The following is a 19,485-nucleotide window of genomic DNA, read 5'->3' as shown; positions in this document are numbered from 1 at the left end:
GACGCCCCTCTCCTTCGGAGTTTCGGAGTGAGCCGCCAGGCAGGCCTTGGCGCACCGGCTGCGCTCCGCGGCGGTGCTGCCACGGCGCGTATGTATTGCCGGGACATTAGCGATCCGTACCGCTCAGCGGAAGACCTCGTCCAGAATCCGGTCATGGGTGGTCAGTTGCTCCCCGTTCGCGCCAGAACAAGCACAGAAAAGGGACTCTCACTGACTATTCATGTGATTTCCCATGAATGGACGCGCGTAGAAAGGCCTCCCGGACGCCGCGACGGCGTCCGGGAGGCCGAAAAAATACCTTCGCGCTCAGCGCATTCGGGTCGCCCACTCCTGAACTTTTCTGATCCGCTCGCGGAGTTGGCCGCCGGTGGCCTCCGCGCTGGGCGGTCCGCCGCACACACGGCGCAGCTCCGTGTGGATCACTCCGTGGGGTTTGCCGCTCTGGTGGACGTAGGCGCCGACCATCGTGTTGAGCTGCTTGCGCAGTTCGAGCAGTTCCTTGTGGGAGACCACGGGGCGCCGGTCGGCGGGCAGCTCCAGCAGGTCCGCCTCGGAGTCCGGCTTCTTGCGGCTGTGCGCGATCTGCCGGGCCTGCCGCTTCTGGAGCAGCATCTGCACCTGGTCGGGCTCCAGGAGGCCGGGGATGCCGAGGTAGTCCTGCTCCTCCTCGCTGCCGGGGTGCGCCTGCATGCCGAACTCGGCGCCGTCGTAGAGCACCCGGTCGAAGACCGCGTCGGACTCCAGCGCCTCGAAGGGCAGCGCGTCCTGCTCGCCGGTGTCCTCGTCCTCCTGGCGCTCGGCCTCCGCCATCTCCTTCTCGGACTCGGCGTACGGGTCGTCCTCGCCCTCCTTCTTGGGCTTGTCGAGGACGTGGTCGCGCTCCAGCTCCATCTCGTTGGCGAAGCCGAGGAGGCCGGGGATGGTGGGCAGGAAGACGGACGCGGTCTCGCCCCGTCGTCTGGACCGGACGAAGCGCCCGACGGCCTGCGCGAAGAACAGGGGCGTCGAGATGGTCGTGGCGTACACGCCGACGGCGAGGCGCGGCACGTCGACGCCCTCCGACACCATGCGCACGGCGACCATCCAGCGGTCCTCGCCCGCGCTGAAGTCGTCGATGCGCTTGGAGGCGGCGGCCTCGTCGGACAGGACGACGGTCGCCTTCGTCCCGGTGATCTCACGGATGAGCTTGGCGTACGCGCGCGCCGAGTCCTGGTCGCTGGAGATGACCAGACCCCCGGCGTCGGGGATGCCCTTGCGTACTTCGGTCAGGCGCTGGTCGGCGGCCCGCAGCACGTTGGGCATCCAGTCGCCGCGCGGGTCGAGCGCGGTGCGCCACGCCTGCGAGGTGGCGTCCTTCGTCATGGGTTCGCCGAGCTTGGCGGCGATCTCGTCACCGGCCTTGGTGCGCCAGCGCATGTTGCCGCTGTAGCTGAGGAAGATGACGGGGCGCACGACGCCGTCGCCGAGCGCGTTGCCGTAGCCGTAGGTGTAGTCGGCGGAGGAGCGGCGGATGCCGTCGTTGCCCTCCTCGTACGCGACGAAGGGGATCGGGTTGGTGTCGGACCTGAAGGGCGTACCGGTCAGCGCGAGCCGCCTGGCGGCCGGCTCGAAGGCCTCAAGACACGCCTCGCCCCAGGACTTGGAGTCACCGGCGTGGTGGATCTCGTCGAGGATCACCAGGGTCTTGCGCTGCTCGCAGCGGTTGCGGTGGAGCATCGGGCGTACGCCGACGCCCGCGTACGTCACGGCGACCCCGTGGTACTCCTTGCTGAGCGGCCCCGCGCTGTAGTCCGGGTCGAGCTTGATCCCTATCCGCGCGGCGGCGTCCGCCCACTGCTTCTTGAGATGCTCGGTCGGCGCGACGACGGTGATCTGCTGCACGACATGGTGGTGCAGCAGCCAGGACGCGAGGGTCAGCGCGAAGGTGGTCTTCCCGGCGCCGGGGGTCGCGACGGCGAGGAAGTCGCGCGGCTGCTCCTGGAGATATCGCTCCAGCGCCTTCTCCTGCCAGGCGCGCAGCTTGTTGGCCGTGCCCCAGGGGGCGCGGCCGGGGAAGGCGGGTGAGAGGTGGTGGGAGGCGGTAGTAGTCACGGTCTCCGGTTCGCGGACGCTCGGGTGCACGGGCTGGGGCACGGGATCGAGGACGCCCCGACCCCCGGGCTCAGATACGACAACCGGGCCACCCTACCGGCGGCCCGGCCCGTTCCTCGTACGAACAAGCCGGGGCCGCTCAGGTGCGACCCGGCTCACATCGCGCCGTGCGGGACGCGCGACCGGCGTGCGATCTCACCGGCCCGCCGTGGCCGTGGTGGTCCCGATCAACGCGTCCTTACCCTCGTCGCCACCCACACCCCGGCCAGCGCCACCGCCGCCATCGGGAGGAACACCGCCGCGAACGCGGCCGGGTGGGAGGCGTCGGCCGAGGTGAGGTCGTGGGCGCCCACCGCGCCGCCGCCCAGGGCCGCGAAGGCCGCGCCGCCCGCCGCCAGCAGCAGGACGTTCGAGAGGCCGTCGGATATCTGGAGCGCGGCGGAGTTCGTGCCCGCCTCCTCAGGAGGTGAGAGCTTCAGCAGCAGCACGCTCGTCGACGCGATCACCGCGCCCATGCCGAGGCAGCCGACCGCCCAGGCGACGCCCACGACCCAGACGGGGACCCACTCGATCAGCACGCTCGGCGCGGCGGCGATGGAGGCGGCGACCAGCGCCATGCCGCCCATCAGCAGCCGTTCGCGGTGCGGCTCCATGCGGGGGCGGGACTGGATGTACGAGCCGAGGGCCCACGTCGCGCCGCCGACGGCCAGCGAGAGGCCCGCCAGCGTCGGGGACAGGCCCCGCTGGGTGACGAGCATCAGCGGTACGAAGCTCTCCGCGGCGATGAAGGAGCCGGCCGCGACGCCGCGCAGCAGGACGACCGAGGGCATGCCGCGGGCGGCGCGGTAGGTGCCGGGCGGCAGCAGGCCGAGGACGGCGGGCACGATCAGCGCGGCGCCGGCCGCGCCGGGCAGCAGGGACCACCAGCTCAGGTCCTGGCCCGCGTACTGGAGCAGGCCCGCGCCGAGCGAGATCGCCAGCGCCAGCCGGATCCGGCGCCGGTCGAAGGCCGGTACGGGCTCCGACGGGTCTGCGGGCCCGGCCGCCATCTGCCGGATCGCGGGCAGCGCGGTCGCCAGCGGCAGCACCACCAGCACCGGGATGCCGACGAACACCCAGCGCCAGCCGAGGTGTTCGGTGACCGTGCCGGAGGCGAGCGGCCCGACGACCGACGGGATCACCCAGCTCGCCGCGAACGCGGCCATGATCGCGGGCCGCAGCCGCTCCGGGTAGGCGCGGCTGACGACGACGTACAGCGCGACGATCACCAGTCCGCCGCCGAGCCCCTGGACCGCCCGGCCCGCGATGAACAGCCACATCGCGCCGGCCGTGCCGGAGAGCAGCAGCCCGGCCGCGAAGGCGGTGATCCCGGTGACGAGCGGCCGGAGCGGGCCGCTGCGGTCGGCCCACTGTCCGGAGAGCACCATCGCGAAGAGGCTGGTGGTGAAGTACGCGGAGAAGGCGAACGCGTACAGCGAGACGCCCCGCAGTTCGCGCGCGGCCACCGGCATCGCCGTACCGACCGCCGTGGCCTCGAAGGCGATGAGCAGGACGACGCAGATGATGCCGATGCTGAGCGCCCGGTGGGTCCTGCCGAGGATGCCTTCGCCGCCGGGGTCGACCGCGAGAGGTGGCGCGGGCGGGGCAGGTGGGGCGGCTTCGGCGGCGACGGCGGCGTCGCTCGGTTCGAGGGCGGTCATGGCATCAGAGTAAGGGGCATGGACCCCTGAGAACCCTGTCGCTGGTCGGGGCGGACCTGGTCCCTTGGTCGTACGCCCATGAACGCCGTGTGGCAGTCGTGTTGCGGGACGCGCCGTTCCCTTGAGGGACGCCCGCCGGCCCGCTTACGGTCGGTGCACCGGTAAGCACGGCCGTGTGCCCGAGTGGTTCAGGGGCTCGACTGCAAATCGAGTTACGTGGGTTCGATTCCCGCCACGGCCTCTTGAAGAAGTCCTTCTCCCAGCGGCACTGCCGCACTCCCCCGCCGACGAGCCGGCGCGCTCACGCGCCCGCGCCCGTCACGCCCCGGCCTCACGCCCCCGCCGTCACGACCGCCGACTGCGGCCTGATCGGCAGCCTGTTGACCGGCCGCCCCGTCGCCGCGCGAACCGCCGCCGCCACCGCCGCCGGGGACGTCACGACCGGCGCCGCGCTCGCCGGCTTCGCGCCGAACGGGGCCACCACGTCGCGCTCCTCGACCAGTTTGACGATCCGGATGTCCGGCGCGTCCAGGGACGTCGGCAGCGCGTAGCCGGTGAGGTCGGGACGGCGTACCAGACCACGCGTCGTACGGAGGTTCTCCGTCAGGGCCGTACCGATGCCCTGGGTGACGCCCGCCTCGATACGGGTCGCGAGCTGCGCCGGGTTGAGGACCCGGCCGACGTCCTGCGCGACGGCCATCTCCACGACGCGGATCGAGCCGAGTTCGATGTCGACGTCGACGACCGCGCGGATCGCGCAGAAGGCGAGGCCGACGAACGCGTCGCCCTGGCCGGAGTCGTCCAGCGGTTCGGTGGGGTGCGGGCGGCACTGCGCGGTGGCCCACAGTTCCTTGCCGTCCATCGCCTCGGTGACGGTGGTCGACAGCACACCGTCGTAGGAGGTGATCTTTCCGTCGGTGATCTGGAGCAGCTCCGTCGACATGCCGAACTGGTGCGCCAGCGGCTGGAGGAGCTGCGTACGGACCATCTTCGCGGCGCGCTCGACGGCGCCGCCCGAGACCCAGGTGTGGCGGCCGTGCGTGGCGGGCCCCGCCGGGGGCTGGTCGGTGTCGACCGAGGCGACGTGGACCTCCTCGATGCCGAGCGTCTCCTGGACGATCTGGCGGGCGAGGGTGGAGAACCCCTGTCCGGTCTCGACGGCCGCGCAGATGACCGTGGCGACACCGTCATGGACCTTGACCGTGGCCGTGGAGACCTCGTCGGCGCCCTCGGCGCCGAGCATGTGGACCATGCCGAGCGCGTAGCCCACGCCGCGGCGTACGGCGCCGGGCTCACCCGCGCCCTCGGGGCCGCCCGGCAGCAGCCAGGACGACTCGGGGATGTCCTTGGGCAGCGCGGGGAGCGGGAAGTCCCGCACGGCGCGCAGCAGTTCCGCGACGGGCGCCGGGCACGTCACCGTCTGCCCGGTGGGCAGAATGTCGCCGGTCGCCAGCGCGTTGCGCAGGCGCAGTTCGGCCGGGTCGATGCCGAGCTTGGTGGCCAGCTTGTCCATCTGGCCCTCGTAGGCGGCGCAGACCTGCATCGCGCCCTCGCCCCGGACATGGCCCGACGGCGGGTTGTTGGTGCGTACGGCCCAGCCTTCGATGAAGGCGTGCGGGACGATGTAGGGACCGCAGGCGAACGCCACGGCCGCCGCGAGGGATTCGGACGAGGCGTCCGCGTACGCGCCCGCGTCGAGGAGGATCTGCGCCTCGACCTTGACGAGCCGGCCCTCGCTGTCGGCGTGGTGGCGGTAGCGCAGCAGCGTCGGGTGCCGGTGGGCGTGTCCGAGGAAGGACTCCTCGCGGGTCGCGGCCAGCTTCACCGGGCAGCCGGTGCGCAGCGCGAGCAGACCGAGCGGGATCTGGAAGCCGGGGTCCTCGCGGTCGCCGGTGGCGCCGGGGACTCCGGTGACGACGACCTTGACCTGGTCGGGTTCGAGGCCGAAGCAGGCGGCGGCCAGATCGCGGTCGGTGTGCGGGTCGGTGGAGCCGGTGTAGATCTCCACGCCGCCGTCGGGGCGCGGTACGGCGAGTCCGGCCTCGGCGCCGATGGGGGCCGGGTCCTGGCGGCCGATGCGGTACAGGCCCTCGACGACCACGTCGCCGGTGAGGTCGGGGTCTCCGTAGCGCAGCGGGATGTGGCGGATCAGATTGCCGTCGGGGTGCAGCGGCTCCGCCTCGAAGGCCTTCTCCGGGTCGGTGACGGGATCGAGGACCTCGTACTCGACGGCGATGGCGGCGGCGGCGAGGCGGGCCGTGTCGGGGTGGTCGGCCGCGACGGCGGCGATGGCCTCGCCGTGGTGGCGTACGACCTCGGAGGCGAAGACGGGGCGGTCGACGACGAGCCGTCCGTAGGAGGGGTCGCCGAGGACGTCGAGATGGGTCACCACGGCCCGTACGCCCGGCATTTCGGCCGCCGCGCTCGTGTCGATCGACAGGATCCGCGCGTGCGGGTGCGGTGAGCGCAGGAGCGCCGCCCACAGCAGGCCTTCGGCCCAGAGGTCGGCGGCGTACGGGAACGTGCCCTCGGTCTTGGCGCGGGCGTCGGCCGGTGGGAGAGAGGCGCCGAGACCCAGGGCGGGCGGCTCCTGCCGGGGGCCGTCGAGCGTCTGGGTCTCGGTGGCCGCGTCCTTGCTCACGCCATGCCTCCGTCGTGCGGGTCGAGAGGTGCGGGGTGGGCGCCGCCGGCGCCCGGTGGTGCCTGGTGCGGGATGCGGGCCTCGTCGGCGGCCTCGGCACTCGCCGCGCGTTCGGCGACGACCTCGCCGACGGCGTCGAGGACCCCCCGGTATCCGGAGCAGCGGCAGAGATTGCCGCACAGCGCCTGCCGGGTCTCCAGCTCGCTGGGGTCGTGGTTGCCTTCGAGGAGGTCGTGGACGGTCATGGCCATGCCGGGGATGCAGAACCCGCACTGGACGGCGCCGCAGTTGGCCAGCGCGCGCTGGACGTCGGACGGTTCGCCGTCCGAGGCCAGGCCCTCGACCGTACGGACCTCGGAACCGGCCGCGGTGGCCGCCGGGACGAGGCAGGAGGCGACGAGCCGGCCGTCGACCTGGACGTTGCAGGCTCCGCACTCGCCCTGCGAGCAGCCGTCCTTGGCGCCGGCGAGGCCGAGGCGCTCGCGCAGGACGTAGAGCAGGGACTCGCCGATCCAGGCGTCGGTGACGGGGCGGTCGCCGCCGTTGACGCGCAGGACGTAGGAGTTGGCGGGGTGTTCGGCGCTGTCGTTGCTGCTGGTGAGGGGGGCCGGCTCGGGTTCGGGTTCGGGTTCGGGCTCCGGTGCCGGCTCCGTGAGGGCGCCGGGAGCGGCTTCCGCTTCCGGCGCGGCCTCGGCGTCCGTTTCCGTGTCGGCGTCCGCTCCGGCCTCGGTCGCGGCCGCCGGCTCGGCGTCGGGCGCACCGTCCGTGTCCGGCCCGGTCTCGTGAGCGGGTGCCTCGGCCTCGTCGGGCGCGGCCTGCGGCGGCTGTTCCGCCACGGGCTCCGCAACCGGTTCCGGTTCGGTCGCCCAGGGAGCGCGCGCGCCACCCGGAAGTGTGGCGGGCGGAGCGCCGCCCGACCACTGCGAGGTGATGGGCACGGACGTGGTGAACTCACCCGATTCGTCCGGAAGATCATCCGTGACGACCGGGATCACCCACTGGCCGGTGAGCTGCGACGGCGACTCCGGCTCCGTACGGGCGCCGGTGGCGCCGCCGTCGGCCGTGTCCGCGAAGGACCACTGGCCGGTCGCCTGCGGGTCGTGCGGCACATCCTGACCGCCGGTCCCGCCCGGCTGGTACGCGTGCGGGTGTCCCTGCCCGTACCCCTGGCCGTTCCCCTGCCCGTAGCCGTACGGATCGGGCTGCGTCTGCGGGGTGTGCGGCGCCCACTGCCCGACATCGGCCGGACCGCCGGGAGCCACGCCGCCGTCCGGCTGCCGCTGGTCGATCGTCGGTGGTACGTACCCGTGTCCGGGCGCCGCCAGCGGCGCGTCCGTCTTGTCCTCGGGCGGCAGTTGGACGAACGCGGTCGACTCGCCGTCGTACTCGCCGCCCTGCGGGATCGGCTGCCACGCGCCGCGCCCCTGCGGATGCCCGTGTGCGTGCGGCTGCGGACGCCCCTCCGGATTCCCGGAGTTCTCGTTCTCGTCGGTGGTCACGGCAGCGCCCTCCCCAGTGCTCGTCGAGCCAGCGTGGCGACGGTACGCCTCAGGTGCAGTACGGCGGGCGGCAGGGCGGGCGGCTCGCTCCCGTCCGCCGCCGGGGCCGGGTCGGGGATGCACGCCGCGGCGACGTACTCCCCGAAGGCCGCCAGCGCCTCGGGCGCCAGCCCCCTGTCCGCGTCCCAGTCGATCAGCGAGGCGATCCAGCGCTCGGCCTCCAGCGGGCGCAGCGGCATCGGCGCGATCGCGCCGACCGCGCAGCGCACGCCGCGGCGCGCCGGGTCGAGCACGACGGCGACGGACGCGGTGGCCCGGCCGGGGCCGGTGCGGCCGGTCGCCTTGAGGTAGACCTGCGGGGCGTGCAGCAGCGGTACGCGGACGAAGCCGATGAGTTCGGCGGGCGCCAGCATCTCGCGGCCCGCCAGCAGATGGGAGACGGGGATCTCGCGGCGCGCGCCGTCGGGGCCCGCGACGACGAGGTCCGCCTCCAGGGCCGCCAGGACGGGCAGTGAGTCGCCGGTGGGGGCGGCGGTGGCGATGTTCCCGCCGAGCGTGCCCGCGTTACGGATCTGGGGCGGGCCCGCGGCGCGCGAGGACGCGGCGAGCGCGGGGATGAGGGCGGCGAAGTCGGGCCGTCCCATGCGCGCGTGGGTGAGTCCGGTGCCCAGCAGGGCGTGTCCGTCCTGGTAGTGCCAGCCGCGCAGTTCGCTGATCCGGCCGAGTCCGACCAGGCCGGCCGGCCTGAGCAGGCCCTTGTTGACGGCGGCCATCAGATCGGTGCCACCCGCGACGGGCACGGCGGCGGGCATGGCGCTCAGCGCCGCCACGGCCTCGTCGAGCGAGACCGGCAGCGTCACGGACTGCGCAGTCTGCGGTGCGTGCGTGGTCAACCCAGCTGCCCCTTCCCGGTGTCCCGGCTGTCCGCCTGTGTTGGCCGTACCGTACGTGCTCACAGGCCGGACGAGGCAACTCTGGCACATCTTCCGGGCCTACCGGTCCGAGGGTCCACGAAGGGCGTATCCGCCCCCGAACGAGGGGAAGATCCGCTTTCACGCCTCTTGACCGACACATACGGAATGCCATCTTTCAGCATTCATGTACGACTTGGCGGTACGGACAACCCCCGTCGGGGGGCTCACGATTCACCGGGTTCACAGTCTCAGGCGGACGCGCGCGGGGCACGCGCCCCGGCGCGGACTCACACGTTCGGGGGCGGTCCATCGATCGGACGTCCGAGACTCGCGGAGTCCCCGTTCGGTGCCGGGCGCCGCTGCCAGGGCAACGGACCGCCGGGCGGCCGGTAATCGACCCCGAGGGCGTCAAGGCGCTTGTAGTGCACGGTCATTCGCCGTTCGAAATCCGTGAAGTCACGGTCCGGGGACGCGGGCAGCGCGGACCAGGCGACCTCGGCGAACGCGGAGAGTCTCGGGAAGAGCTGGTAGTCGACGCGGGAACGGTCCTGCATCACCTCGGTCCACACATTGGCCTGGGTGCCCAGGACATGGGCGGCGTCGGCCCCGGTCAGCTCCGGCGGCACGGGCTCGAAGCGGTAGACGTCCTCCAGCGTGCGGACGTATCCGATGGGCATCGGCTCGTCCTCGCCCGCCGCCTGACGGTGGTCCAGGTAGACCTGCTGCTCGGGGCACATGACGACGTCGTGGCCGGCCTTGGCCGCCGCGATCCCGCCGGCGTACCCGCGCCAGGAGGAGACGGCGGCGCCGGGCGCCAGCCCGCCCTCCAGGATCTCGTCCCAGCCGATGAGGCGCCGGCCGCGCGCGGAGAGCCAGCCGTCGAAGTGCCGGATGAACCAGGACTGGAGCTCGTCCTCGTCGGCCAGGCCGAGTTCACGGATCCGCTCCTGGGCGGCGGGCGAGCGCTTCCACTGGTCCTTGGGGCACTCGTCGCCGCCGATGTGGATGAACGGCGAGGTGGCGGCCGGGAAGAGTTCGAGCAGTTCCTCGAAGACGCCCTCGAAGAAGCGCAGGGTGTTGTCGGAGGGGGCGAGCACGTTCGGGTTGACGCCCCAGGTGTCCCAGACCTCCAGCTCCGAGGTGTCGACGACGTCGGTGTTGCCCAGCTCCGGATAGGCGGAGATGGCGGCCTGCGAGTGGCCCGGGATGTCGATCTCGGGGACGACGGAGATGTGCCGCTCGGCGGCGTACGCGACGATCTCGCGGATGTCGTCCTGGGTGTAGTAACCGCCGTGCGGCTTCTCGTCCCACATGTCCGAGAACCGGTGGCCGTACTTGGTCCGGGACCGCCACGCGCCGACCTCGGTCAGCTTCGGGTACCGCTTGATCTGGACGCGCCAGCCCTGGTCGTCCGTGAGATGGAAGTGGAAGACGTTGAGCTTGTGCGCGGCCATCAGGTCCAGGAAGCGCAGGACGCCGTCCTTGGGCATGAAGTGCCGTGACACGTCGAGCATGACGCCGCGCCAGCCGAAGCGGGGGTGGTCCTCGATGACCTGACGGGGGATCTCCTGCCGTACGCCGGGGGACACGGGCGCGCGGCGGAAGGCCTTGGGGCCGAGGAGCTGACGGAGCGTCTGGGCACCCCAGAAGACACCGGCCGCGCTGCCGCCGTGGATCTCCGCGCCCCACTCGGCGGTGATGTCCAGCCGGTACGCCTCGGGGGCCATGGACTCGTCGATGCGCAGCGAAACGGCGTTGCTGCCGCCGGGCGGGCCGGGGGCCAGCGGGAGCCCGAGGGCCGCTCCGAGGGTGGCCCGCAGCCAGCGCTCGGTGCCCTCGGTCCCGGGCGCCGCCCAGAGCGTGGTGGCCGAGTCGGGGACGAAGCCACCGCTCTGCGGGCCTTCGACACTGACAGGCGCCGGGATCAGGTCCATCACGTCAGTCCTCAGTCCTCGTTCGGCTGGCATATGCCGGAGTCAATGGGTCGTTGAACTTCCAGGCTGGACACTAGGCCCGGCCCTGACGAACGGACAAGTGGTCTCGACCAATCGGTGACCAGGCACACGTGTACCCCCCATCCGGCCGCGTACCCCCCTCGCCCACCCGCTCGCGCACCCGCGAACGCGAACTGCCCCGGGGCGCGATCGAACGCGCTCCGGGGCACTTGAGCCGGGCGACCGGGAGAGGAGCCCGGTTCCAGGCCGTGTCCGCCCTAGCTCTTACCCTTGCCGCTCTTGTCCTTGCCACCCTTGTCCTTGTCCCCGCCGGGGCCCATGGACTCGTAGATCTCCTTGCACATCGGACAGACCGGATACTTCTTGGGGTCGCGCCCCGGGACCCAGACCTTGCCGCACAGTGCCACCACGGGAGTGCCGTCGAGGGCACTCGCCATGATCTTGTCCTTCTGGACGTAATGGGCGAAGCGCTCGTGGTCGCCGTCGCCGTGCGACACCTTCGGTGTCGGCTCCACGAGGGTGCCCGTACCTGCCCCGCGCTCGGGCTCAAGAGTGCTCATAACCGCCAAGGGTACCCACGCTCGCGCCATCCTGAAGGCCCCGGGCCCGAAGGGGTGTCCGGCACTCCGCCGCCGCCCGCTCACGCGTCACGGCGACGCAGTGTCACGAGCCCCCCGCAGAGCGCCGCGGCCGTCCACAGCAGCAGCACACCGAGGCCGCCCCAGGTGCCCACGCCGATCCGGTCGTCGGGGACGACCCGCAGGATCTGGGCCCCGGCGACATTGGGCAGATACCGCGCGAAAGCGCCGACACCGGGCAGGCTCGCGAGGATGTCCGAGACGATGAAGAACAGCGGGACGAGGATGCCGAGCGCCGCCACCGTGCCGCGGAGCATCATCGTGACACCGGCGGAAATCAGACACAGCAGCGTCAGGTAGACGGCCAGGCCGACGGTCGCGCGCAGCGCGCCCGGGTCGCCGAGCGAGGCGTTCTGCCGCTCCCCCATCGCCGTCTGCGCGACGGCGAAGGTCAGGAAGGCGGTGGGCAGGGTCACCGCGAAGGCCGTCAGGGCGACGGCGGTGAGCTTCGCCGCGCCGAACACGCCACGGCGCGGTACGGCGGTGAGCGAGGCCCTGACCGTTCCCGTCGAGTACTCGGCGCCCACCGCGAGCACCCCGAAGCAGACGAGCGCGAGCTGTGCGACGTTGGTGCCAGCGAAACCGTAACCGACCGCGTCCCACTCGGGCTTGGCCCCGAAGTCCTCGTAATTGCCGCTGATCACCGAGCCGTAGAGGAGCCCGATGCCGACGGACAGGGCCACGACGGCGGCCAGGTTCCACCAAGTGGAGTGCAGCGTACGGAGCTTGAGCCCCTCGGCGGACAGGACGGCCAGGAAGTGGGACGTGCCGTGGCGGCCCGGCCCGCCGCGTACCGCGCTCATCGCACACCGCCCGACGTCAGCCGCATGAACGCCTCTTCCAGCGAACCGGCGGGACCCGCGTACGTACGGACGATCTCGTCCACGCCACCCTCCGCGAGGAGTCTGCCGCGCCCGATCACCACCACGTGGTCGACGGTCAGCGCCGCCTCGCTCATCAGGTGCGAGGAGACCAGCACGGTCCGCCCCTCGGCGGCCAGCTCCCGCATCAGGGTGCGGATCCAGACAATGCCCTCGGGGTCGAGGCCGTTGACCGGCTCGTCCAGCAGCAGCACCCCCGGATCGCCGAGCAGCGCGGCGGCGATCCCGAGCCGCTGCCGCATGCCCAGCGAGAACGTCCGCACGCGGCGGCCTGCGACGCCGTCGAGTCCGGTCTGGCCGATCACGTCGTCCACGCGGCGCTCCGGAACGCGGTTGGTCCTGGCGAGACAGCGCAGATGGGCGCGGGCGGTCCGCCCGCCGTGCACGGATGAGGCTTCGAGCAGCGCGCCCACGGTGCGCAGCGGATCGCGCAGCCGTCCGTAGGGCTCCCCGCCGATCAGCGCGCGGCCCCGGGTCGGGCGGTCGAGGGCGAGCAGCATGCGCAGCGTGGTGGACTTGCCGGCGCCGTTGGGGCCGAGGAAGCCGGTCACGCGGCCCGGTTCGACGGTGAAGGAGAGCGCGTCCACGGCGGTCGTCGAGCCGTAGCGCTTGGTCAGGTCGGACACTTCGATCATGTGCCGTACGGTCCCGCCCGCGCCGCCCCGCGCGCGTCGGGCCGGGGGCGGAGCGGCGCCGTCTCCCTCTCGGGAGGGAGGCGGTGGCCCGCCCGCCGCCTCTACGGTCGGGGCATGACCGTCGACAGCCGCGCACGAGCGGTGTTCGGGCGCCGCTTCCCCGCGCTCATCGGGCGCGATGCCGTGGCCGGGCGTGCCGTTCTGGGGCGCGACGCGCTCATCGTGCTCGTGTACGTCCTGCTGCTCACCGCCACCGGCAGCCCCGACGCCACCGTGCCGGGCGGGACGACGGCCGGCGACCGCGAGGTGCCGCTCTGGCTCCAGCTGTCGCTGATGGCCGCCGCGACGCTCCCGGTGGCGTTGCGCAGGCTCGCCCCGCTGCCCGTCTTCTGCTGGGTGCTCGGGGTGTCCGCCGTCGCCGTGGTCCTCGACGCCCTGTGGGACCCGTTCCTGCCGGCCGCTTTCGCGCTCTACGCGGTCACCGTGACGCGCGAGGGCCGCCGCTGGTGGGAGCGGTGGCTGCCCGGTCTGGCGGTCCTCCTGCTGACGGTCGCCGGTCTCTTCGCGCCGGCGGAGCTGGCGGACACGTACTGGTGGTCGGCGGGGCCCGGACAGCTGCTGCTCGGTTTCGCCGCGCTGCTGGCCGCCGGGGAGCTGGGCCGGGTCGTACGGGAGCGGCGCGCCCTGGTGCTGCGGACGGGGCAGCAGATGGCCCAGCGCGCCGTCACCGAGGAGCGGCTGCGGATCGCCAGGGAGCTGCACGACGTGGTGACGCACTCGATGGGCCTGATCGTGGTCAAGGCGAGTGTGGCCAACCATGTCGTTCGGACCCGGCCCGAGGAGGCGCACGACGCGCTGCGGATCATCGAGGCCACCGGCCGGGGAGCGCTCACCGAGATGCGGCACATGCTCGGTGTGCTGCGCTCCGACACCACCGGCGAGCGTCTGCCGGCCGCGCTCGGCCCGGTCCCGGGACCCGACGCCCTGCCCGAACTGGCCCGCCGCGCGGGCGCGGAGCTGACCGCCGAGGGGCTCGACGGGCTGCCGGAGGGGGTGGGGCTGGCCGTCCACCGGATCGTTCAGGAGGCGCTGACGAACGTGCTGCGGCACGCGGGCCCCGCGGCGCCCTGCCGGGTGCGGGTCACGGCCGTCGACGGCGTGATCCATGTCGAGGTCGTGGACGACGGGCGGCCCCTTGATCCCGGCGCGCCCGTCGAACGGCATCGTCGCGAGACCCGGCGCCGCGAGGGCCACGGCCTGGTGGGCATGCGCGAGCGCGTCGCCCTGTACGGCGGCACGTTCACGGCCGGTCCCCGGGACACCGGCGGCTTCGCGGTACGGGCGACCCTGCCGTACGCCGAGCCGCCCGCCGACGCGCGCGTGGAGGCCGCCCGGTGATCCGCGTGCTGGTCGCCGACGACCAGGCCCTGCTGCGCGGGAGTCTGCGGCTGCTCGTGGACGCCGAGCCGGGGATGGTGGCCGTCGGAGAGGCGGCGGACGGCGCGGAGGCGGTACGGCTGACCGCCACCACCCGCCCCGACGTGGTGCTGATGGATGTGCGCATGCCGGGCATGGACGGGATCGAGGCGACGCGTCTGATCTGCGCTCCACCGAAGACCTCACCGAACGCGGGGCCTGCCGAACGAGCGCCGGGCGGCGGTCCGCACGTACTGATCCTGACCATGTTCGATCTGGACGAGTACGTGTACGGCGCGCTGCGCGCGGGCGCCGGCGGTTTCCTCCTGAAGGACGCCCCGCCCGCCGAACTGCTCGCGGCGATCCGGGTGGTGGCGGCCGGTGAGGCGCTGATCGCCCCGGCGGTCACGCGCAGGCTGATCGCCGAGTTCGCCCGCAGACCCGGCCCGGCGCGGCGCGACAGCGCGGGGCTCGCCGGGGTCACCGACCGGGAGCGCGACGTGCTGGAGCTGGTCGCGCGGGGCCTGACGAACACCGAGATCGCCCAGCGGCTGTTCGTCGGTCTGTCGACGGTGAAGACCCATGTGAGCCATCTGCTCACCAAGTTCGGGGCGCGGGACCGGGCGCAGCTGGTGATCGTGGCGTACGAGACGGGCCTGGTCACCGCCGGGATCTCGGCGCCCGGCAGCCGTCCGCCCGCCGAAGACGCCCGCGCGGCACGTCAGTTGAGCGAGGGGTCGTCCGGATAGGTGGCCACCATGGCGAGTTCACTGCGCTGTCGGCGCAGCACCGCGCGCCACAGGCTCTCGGGGCGCGGCGACGACACGTCGCCGGGCTCCGACTCGACCACGTACCAAGCCCCTTCGGTCAGTTCGTTCTCCAGCTGGCCCGGTCCCCAGCCCGCGTATCCGGCGAAGATCCGCAGCGAGCCGAGCGCCCGCGCGAGCAGTTCGGGCGGTGTCTCCAGATCGACCAGGCCGATCGCGCCGTGCACCCGCCGCCAGCCGAGCGGCCCCTCGTCGCCGGGGATGACGGCGAGACCGAGCGCCGAGTCGAGGGAGACCGGGCCGCCCTGGAAGACGACGCCGGGGTCCCCGGCGAGGTCGCCCCAGGACTCCAGGATGTCCCCGACATCCACCGGGGTGGGCCGGTTGAGGACCACGCCGAGCGAGCCCTCCTCGTCGTGGTCGAGCAGGAGCACCACCGCGCGGTCGAAGTTCGGATCCGCCAGGGCCGGAGTCGCGACGAGCAGCCGCCCTGTGAGCGAGGACACCTCGGTCATGCGAGACATGATCCCGCACATTCGCCTTCCTTGGGGCCCGCGCGGCAGAGTGGACGTGATCGCAGCTCAGGCGCACGGCGGCACGGGGAGCGCAAGGACGCGCCGTAACCGGCACCGAAGTGGGCACAAACTGAAAGGTGACTCATCGCAACGGACGGCCAACAGAAAGTGTTCTGTCACCTTCCCTACGGCCTCAGGACGTCCGATGCCTTACGGGAGAGGGGCCCGAGCCCCTTACCCTTTTGCTTTGGCCCCCTGTCCGACGACTCCCGGAACGCGAGATTCATGACCGGCACAGACGATGTAATGCTTGTCCACGGCGGAACCCCGCTGGAGGGCGAGATCCGCGTCCGCGGCGCGAAGAACCTGGTGCCGAAGGCCATGGTCGCCGCCCTGCTCGGCAGCGGGCCCAGCAGACTGCGAAACGTGCCCGACATCCGTGACGTACGGGTGGTCAGGGGGCTGCTCCAGCTGCACGGTGTGACGGTCCGCCCCGGCGAGGAACCGGGTGAGCTGATCCTGGACCCGTCGCACGTCGAGAGCGCCAACGTCGCCGACATCGACGCCCACGCGGGCTCGTCGCGTATCCCGATCCTGTTCTGCGGGCCGCTGCTGCACCGCCTCGGCCACGCCTTCATCCCGGGCCTCGGCGGCTGTGACATCGGCGGCCGGCCCATCGACTTCCACTTCGAGGTGCTGCGCCAGTTCGGCGCGACGATCGAGAAGCGCGCGGACGGGCAGTACCTGGAGGCCCCGCAGCGGCTGCGGGGCACGAAGATCCGGCTGCCGTACCCCTCGGTCGGCTCGACGGAGCAGGTGCTGCTGACGGCCGTCCTGGCCGAGGGCGTCACCGAGTTGTCGAACGCCGCCGTGGAGCCGGAGATCGAGGACCTGATCTGCGTGCTCCAGAAAATGGGCGCGATCATCTCGATGGACACCGACCGGACGATCCGCATCACCGGTGTCGACAAGCTCGGCGGCTACAACCACCGCGCCCTGCCGGACCGTCTGGAGGCCGCCTCCTGGGCGTCGGCCGCGCTGGCGACCGAAGGCAACATCTATGTGCGCGGGGCCCAGCAGCGGTCGATGATGACGTTCCTGAACACCTTCCGCAGGGTGGGCGGCGCGTTCGAGATCGACGACAAGGGCATCCGCTTCTGGCACCCGGGCGGCCCGCTGAACGCGATCGCCCTGGAGACCGACGTACACCCCGGCTTCCAGACCGACTGGCAGCAGCCGCTGGTGGTGGCGCTGACGCAGGCAGCGGGGCTGTCCATCGTCCACGAGACGGTGTACGAGTCGCGGCTCGGCTTCACCTCGGCGCTCAACCAGATGGGCGCGCACATCCAGTTGTACCGGGAGTGCCTGGGCGGCTCGGACTGCCGCTTCGGCCAGCGCAACTTCCTGCACTCGGCGGTCGTGTCGGGCCCCACGAAGCTCCAGGGCGCCGATCTGGTCATTCCCGACCTGCGCGGCGGCTTCTCGTATCTGATCGCGGCGCTGGCGGCGCAGGGCACCTCGCGGGTGCACGGCATCGACCTGATCAACCGCGGCTACGAGAACTTCATGGAGAAGCTGGTCGAGCTGGGCGCGAAGGTCGAACTGCCGGGCCGCTCCCTCGTCTGACGCCTCGTCCTCACGCGACAAGGGCGGTCACCCCGACCGGGGTGACCGCCCTTGTGCTGCCTGAGGGTGTTACTTGCCCTTGGCGGCTTCCTTGAGCTTGGAGCCCGCGGAGACCTTCACGCTGTAGCCGGCCGGGATCTGGATCGGGTCGCCGGTCTGCGGGTTACGAGCGGTGCGAGCGGCACGGTGGGTGCGCTCGAAGGTCAGGAAGCCGGGGATGGTGACCTTCTCGTCGCCCTTGGCGACGATCTCGCCAACGGTCTCGGCGAGGGCGGCCAGCACGGCGTCGGCATCCTTGCGAGTCACCTCGGCGCGGTCGGCCAGGGCGGCCACCAGCTCACTGCGGTTCATGTTGTTACTCCCGTGTTCTTTCTTGCGTGTGAGGCGTGAGATCGAAGCCGATGCTGCCAGGACCCTCTGACAGTCCCTGTGACCGGGTCTGTCCTTCAGGTCTTCGCGCCCCAGTGGGGTATCCCCTGGACATAGTCCTTGAGAAAGCATCCTGCCCCCACCAGCGGCGGGAAAGCGAATCCGGGCCCTGAAACCCCCTCGGAGCAGCGGGCTCATGGTCCGCCACCCTAGAGGTGGGTGCACGGTGCCGCTAATCGCGACGCGCCGGGCGTCAGACGGACGTGGCGCCTGTCACAACGTCACCGGCGCTCTTGGCGGCGGTCCTTACGGCTCCCGCAACGGCGCCCGCGACCTTGTCGTTGAAGACCGAGGGGACGATGTAGTTCGGGTTGAGTTCGTCACCCGTGACGACGTCCGCGAGGGCCGCGGCGGCGGCGAGCATCATGTCCGTGTTGACAGCGCGTGACTGCGCGTCCAGGAGGCCGCGGAAGACGCCTGGGAAGACCAGGACGTTGTTGATCTGGTTGGGGAAGTCGGAGCGGCCCGTGGCCACAACTGCCGCTGTCTCGCGGGCGATTGCCGGGTCGACCTCGGGGTCGGGGTTGGCCAGCGCGAAGACGATCGCGCCGTCGGCCATGGCCGCGACGTCCTCGCCGCCCAGCACGTTCGGGGCCGACACGCCGATGAACACGTCGGCGTCGACGACGGCCTCCTTGAGGGTGCCCGTGACGCCCTCCGGATTGGTGTTGTCGGCGATCCAGCGCAGGGGTGACTCGGCCGCCGCGGACACCAGGTCGACGCGTCCCGCGTGCACCACTCCGTGGATGTCGGCGACGACGGTGTGCTTGACACCGGCCGCGATAAGAAGTTTGAGAATCGCTGTACCGGCCGCACCCGCGCCCGACATGACGACGCGTACGTCACCGATCGCCTTGCCGACCACGCGCAGGGCGTTGGTCAGCGCGGCGAGCACCACGATGGCCGTGCCGTGCTGGTCGTCGTGGAAGACCGGGATGTCCAGGGCCTCGCGCAGCCGCGCCTCGATCTCGAAGCAGCGGGGGGCGGAGATGTCCTCCAGGTTGATGCCCGCGAAGCCGGGGGCGATCGCCTTGACGATGGCGACGATCTCGTCGGTGTCCTGGGTGTCGAGGCAGATCGGCCACGCGTCGATGCCCGCGAACCGCTTGAAGAGGGCGGCCTTGCCCTCCATGACGGGCAGCGCGGCCATCGGGCCGATGTTGCCGAGGCCCAGCACCGCGGAGCCGTCGGTGACGACCGCGACGGAGTTGCGCTTGATGGTGAGCCGGCGGGCGTCCTCGGGGTTCTCCGCGATCGCCATGCAGACGCGTGCCACACCCGGCGTGTAGACCATGGAGAGGTCGTCACGGTTGCGGATGGGGTGCTTGGACTGCATCTCGATCTTGCCGCCGAGGTGCATCAGGAACGTACGGTCGGAGACCTTGCCGAGGGTGACGCCCTCGATGCCCCGCAGTTCCTCGACGATCTCGTCCGCGTGGCTGGTGGAGCTGGCGGCGATCGTGACGTCTATCCGCAGCTTCTCGTGGCCGGACGCGGTGACGTCCAGGCCGGTCACCGAGCCGCCGGAGGACTCCACGGCCGTGGTCAGCTGGGACACCGCCGTACCGCTCGCGGGCACTTCCAGTCGGACCGTCATCGAGTACGAGACGCTTGGCGCCGTTGCCATGACCGTGTTCCTCTGCTTTCCCTGGCTTCACTTGCCGCACCGCCTCGCGCCTGGCGTCCGGCGGGACCGTCCGATGGTCGCACCTACCTGCTGGTAGGCGGTAACGGGGGTTGAAACCGGGAAAGGCGGCAAGCACGAGCGGGTCCGCGTC

14 protein-coding genes, 1 tRNA gene and 1 pseudogene are annotated in these 19,485 nt (G+C 72.0%); 4 read left to right on the top strand and 12 right to left on the bottom strand.

Annotated elements, in window-relative coordinates:
* Positions 1-306: 306 nt before the first annotated feature.
* Both ACFWHU_RS30885 and ACFWHU_RS30880 read right to left on the bottom strand, forming a co-directional pair.
* The gene (locus ACFWHU_RS30885) at positions 307-2,091 is read right to left on the bottom strand and encodes a DEAD/DEAH box helicase (protein WP_385799623.1); all 1,785 of its coding nucleotides are present in this window, start codon (positions 2,089-2,091) and stop codon (positions 307-309) included.
* Positions 2,092-2,318: 227 nt separating this feature from the next.
* Positions 2,319-3,791 (bottom strand): MFS transporter, encoded by a 1,473-nt coding sequence (locus ACFWHU_RS30880; RefSeq protein WP_387228799.1) that lies wholly within the window; start codon positions 3,789-3,791, stop codon positions 2,319-2,321.
* 169 nt (positions 3,792-3,960) lie between these two features.
* Between ACFWHU_RS30880 and ACFWHU_RS30875 the strand changes: the two genes are divergently transcribed.
* A tRNA-Cys gene (locus tag ACFWHU_RS30875) sits at positions 3,961-4,032 on the top strand.
* 90 nt (positions 4,033-4,122) lie between these two features.
* Here the strand turns inward: ACFWHU_RS30875 and ACFWHU_RS30870 are convergent.
* From ACFWHU_RS30870 to ACFWHU_RS30840, 7 genes and pseudogenes are all read right to left on the bottom strand, one after another.
* Complete coding sequence (locus ACFWHU_RS30870) at positions 4,123-6,432, bottom strand: xanthine dehydrogenase family protein molybdopterin-binding subunit (protein WP_385799627.1); 2,310 nt, start codon at positions 6,430-6,432, stop codon at positions 4,123-4,125.
* Complete coding sequence (locus ACFWHU_RS30865; protein WP_385799629.1) at positions 6,429-7,931, bottom strand: 2Fe-2S iron-sulfur cluster-binding protein; 1,503 nt, start codon at positions 7,929-7,931, stop codon at positions 6,429-6,431. Before ACFWHU_RS30865 ends, ACFWHU_RS30870 begins: the two co-directional genes overlap by 4 nt.
* Positions 7,928-8,824: an FAD binding domain-containing protein gene (locus ACFWHU_RS30860; protein WP_385799630.1), complete on the bottom strand. Its 897-nt coding sequence runs from the start codon at positions 8,822-8,824 to the stop codon at positions 7,928-7,930. The genes ACFWHU_RS30865 and ACFWHU_RS30860 overlap by 4 nt, the downstream gene beginning before the upstream one ends.
* 308 nt (positions 8,825-9,132) lie before the next feature.
* Positions 9,133-10,779 carry a beta-N-acetylhexosaminidase gene (locus ACFWHU_RS30855; protein WP_385799632.1) on the bottom strand — a complete coding sequence of 549 codons (1,647 nt, stop codon included), beginning with the start codon at positions 10,777-10,779 and terminating at the stop codon, positions 9,133-9,135.
* A gap of 278 nt (positions 10,780-11,057) precedes the next feature.
* Complete coding sequence (locus ACFWHU_RS30850) at positions 11,058-11,360, bottom strand: DUF3039 domain-containing protein (protein WP_031231446.1); 303 nt, start codon at positions 11,358-11,360, stop codon at positions 11,058-11,060.
* Between the two features lie 80 nt (positions 11,361-11,440).
* Complete coding sequence (locus ACFWHU_RS30845) at positions 11,441-12,241, bottom strand: ABC transporter permease (RefSeq protein ID WP_387228796.1); 801 nt, start codon at positions 12,239-12,241, stop codon at positions 11,441-11,443.
* Positions 12,241-12,954, bottom strand: a pseudogene (locus tag ACFWHU_RS30840) (ABC transporter ATP-binding protein); the annotation flags it as partial. The gene ACFWHU_RS30845 and the pseudogene ACFWHU_RS30840, both read right to left, overlap by 1 nt.
* Positions 12,955-13,068: 114 nt before the next feature.
* Between ACFWHU_RS30840 and ACFWHU_RS30835 the strand changes: the two are divergent.
* Complete coding sequence (locus ACFWHU_RS30835) at positions 13,069-14,352, top strand: sensor histidine kinase (RefSeq protein WP_387228794.1); 1,284 nt, start codon at positions 13,069-13,071, stop codon at positions 14,350-14,352.
* Positions 14,349-15,119 (top strand): response regulator, encoded by a 771-nt coding sequence (locus tag ACFWHU_RS30830; RefSeq protein WP_387228791.1) that lies wholly within the window; start codon positions 14,349-14,351, stop codon positions 15,117-15,119. Before ACFWHU_RS30835 ends, ACFWHU_RS30830 begins: the two co-directional genes overlap by 4 nt.
* Here ACFWHU_RS30830 and ACFWHU_RS30825 read toward each other — a convergent pair.
* Entirely contained in the window at positions 15,092-15,652 is a 561-nt protein-coding gene (locus ACFWHU_RS30825) for a YqgE/AlgH family protein (protein WP_078077097.1), read from the bottom strand. The two genes, ACFWHU_RS30830 and ACFWHU_RS30825, sit on opposite strands and share 28 nt — an antisense overlap.
* A 285-nt stretch (positions 15,653-15,937) precedes the next feature.
* On the opposite strand from ACFWHU_RS30825, the gene murA reads away from it, so the two are divergent.
* On the top strand, positions 15,938-17,278 hold the full coding sequence (gene murA / locus ACFWHU_RS30820) for a UDP-N-acetylglucosamine 1-carboxyvinyltransferase (RefSeq protein ID WP_147875535.1): 1,341 nt from the start codon (positions 15,938-15,940) through the stop codon (positions 17,276-17,278).
* Between the two features lie 69 nt (positions 17,279-17,347).
* On the opposite strand, the gene ACFWHU_RS30815 is transcribed toward murA, so the two are convergent.
* The gene (locus tag ACFWHU_RS30815; protein ID WP_003954777.1) at positions 17,348-17,629 is read right to left on the bottom strand and encodes an HU family DNA-binding protein; all 282 of its coding nucleotides are present in this window, start codon (positions 17,627-17,629) and stop codon (positions 17,348-17,350) included.
* A 271-nt stretch (positions 17,630-17,900) separates the two neighbouring features.
* Positions 17,901-19,334, bottom strand: coding sequence for an NAD-dependent malic enzyme (locus tag ACFWHU_RS30810; RefSeq protein ID WP_385799642.1), 1,434 nt, complete (start codon positions 19,332-19,334; stop codon positions 17,901-17,903).
* Between the last annotated feature and the right edge of the window lie 151 nt (positions 19,335-19,485).

The sequence above is a fragment of the Streptomyces sp. NPDC060366 genome (assembly GCF_042725135.1).
GTDB lineage: Bacteria > Actinomycetota > Actinomycetes > Streptomycetales > Streptomycetaceae > Streptomyces.
Note: the sequence above shows the minus strand (reverse complement) of the source record. Positions and strands in the feature narration are given on the sequence as shown.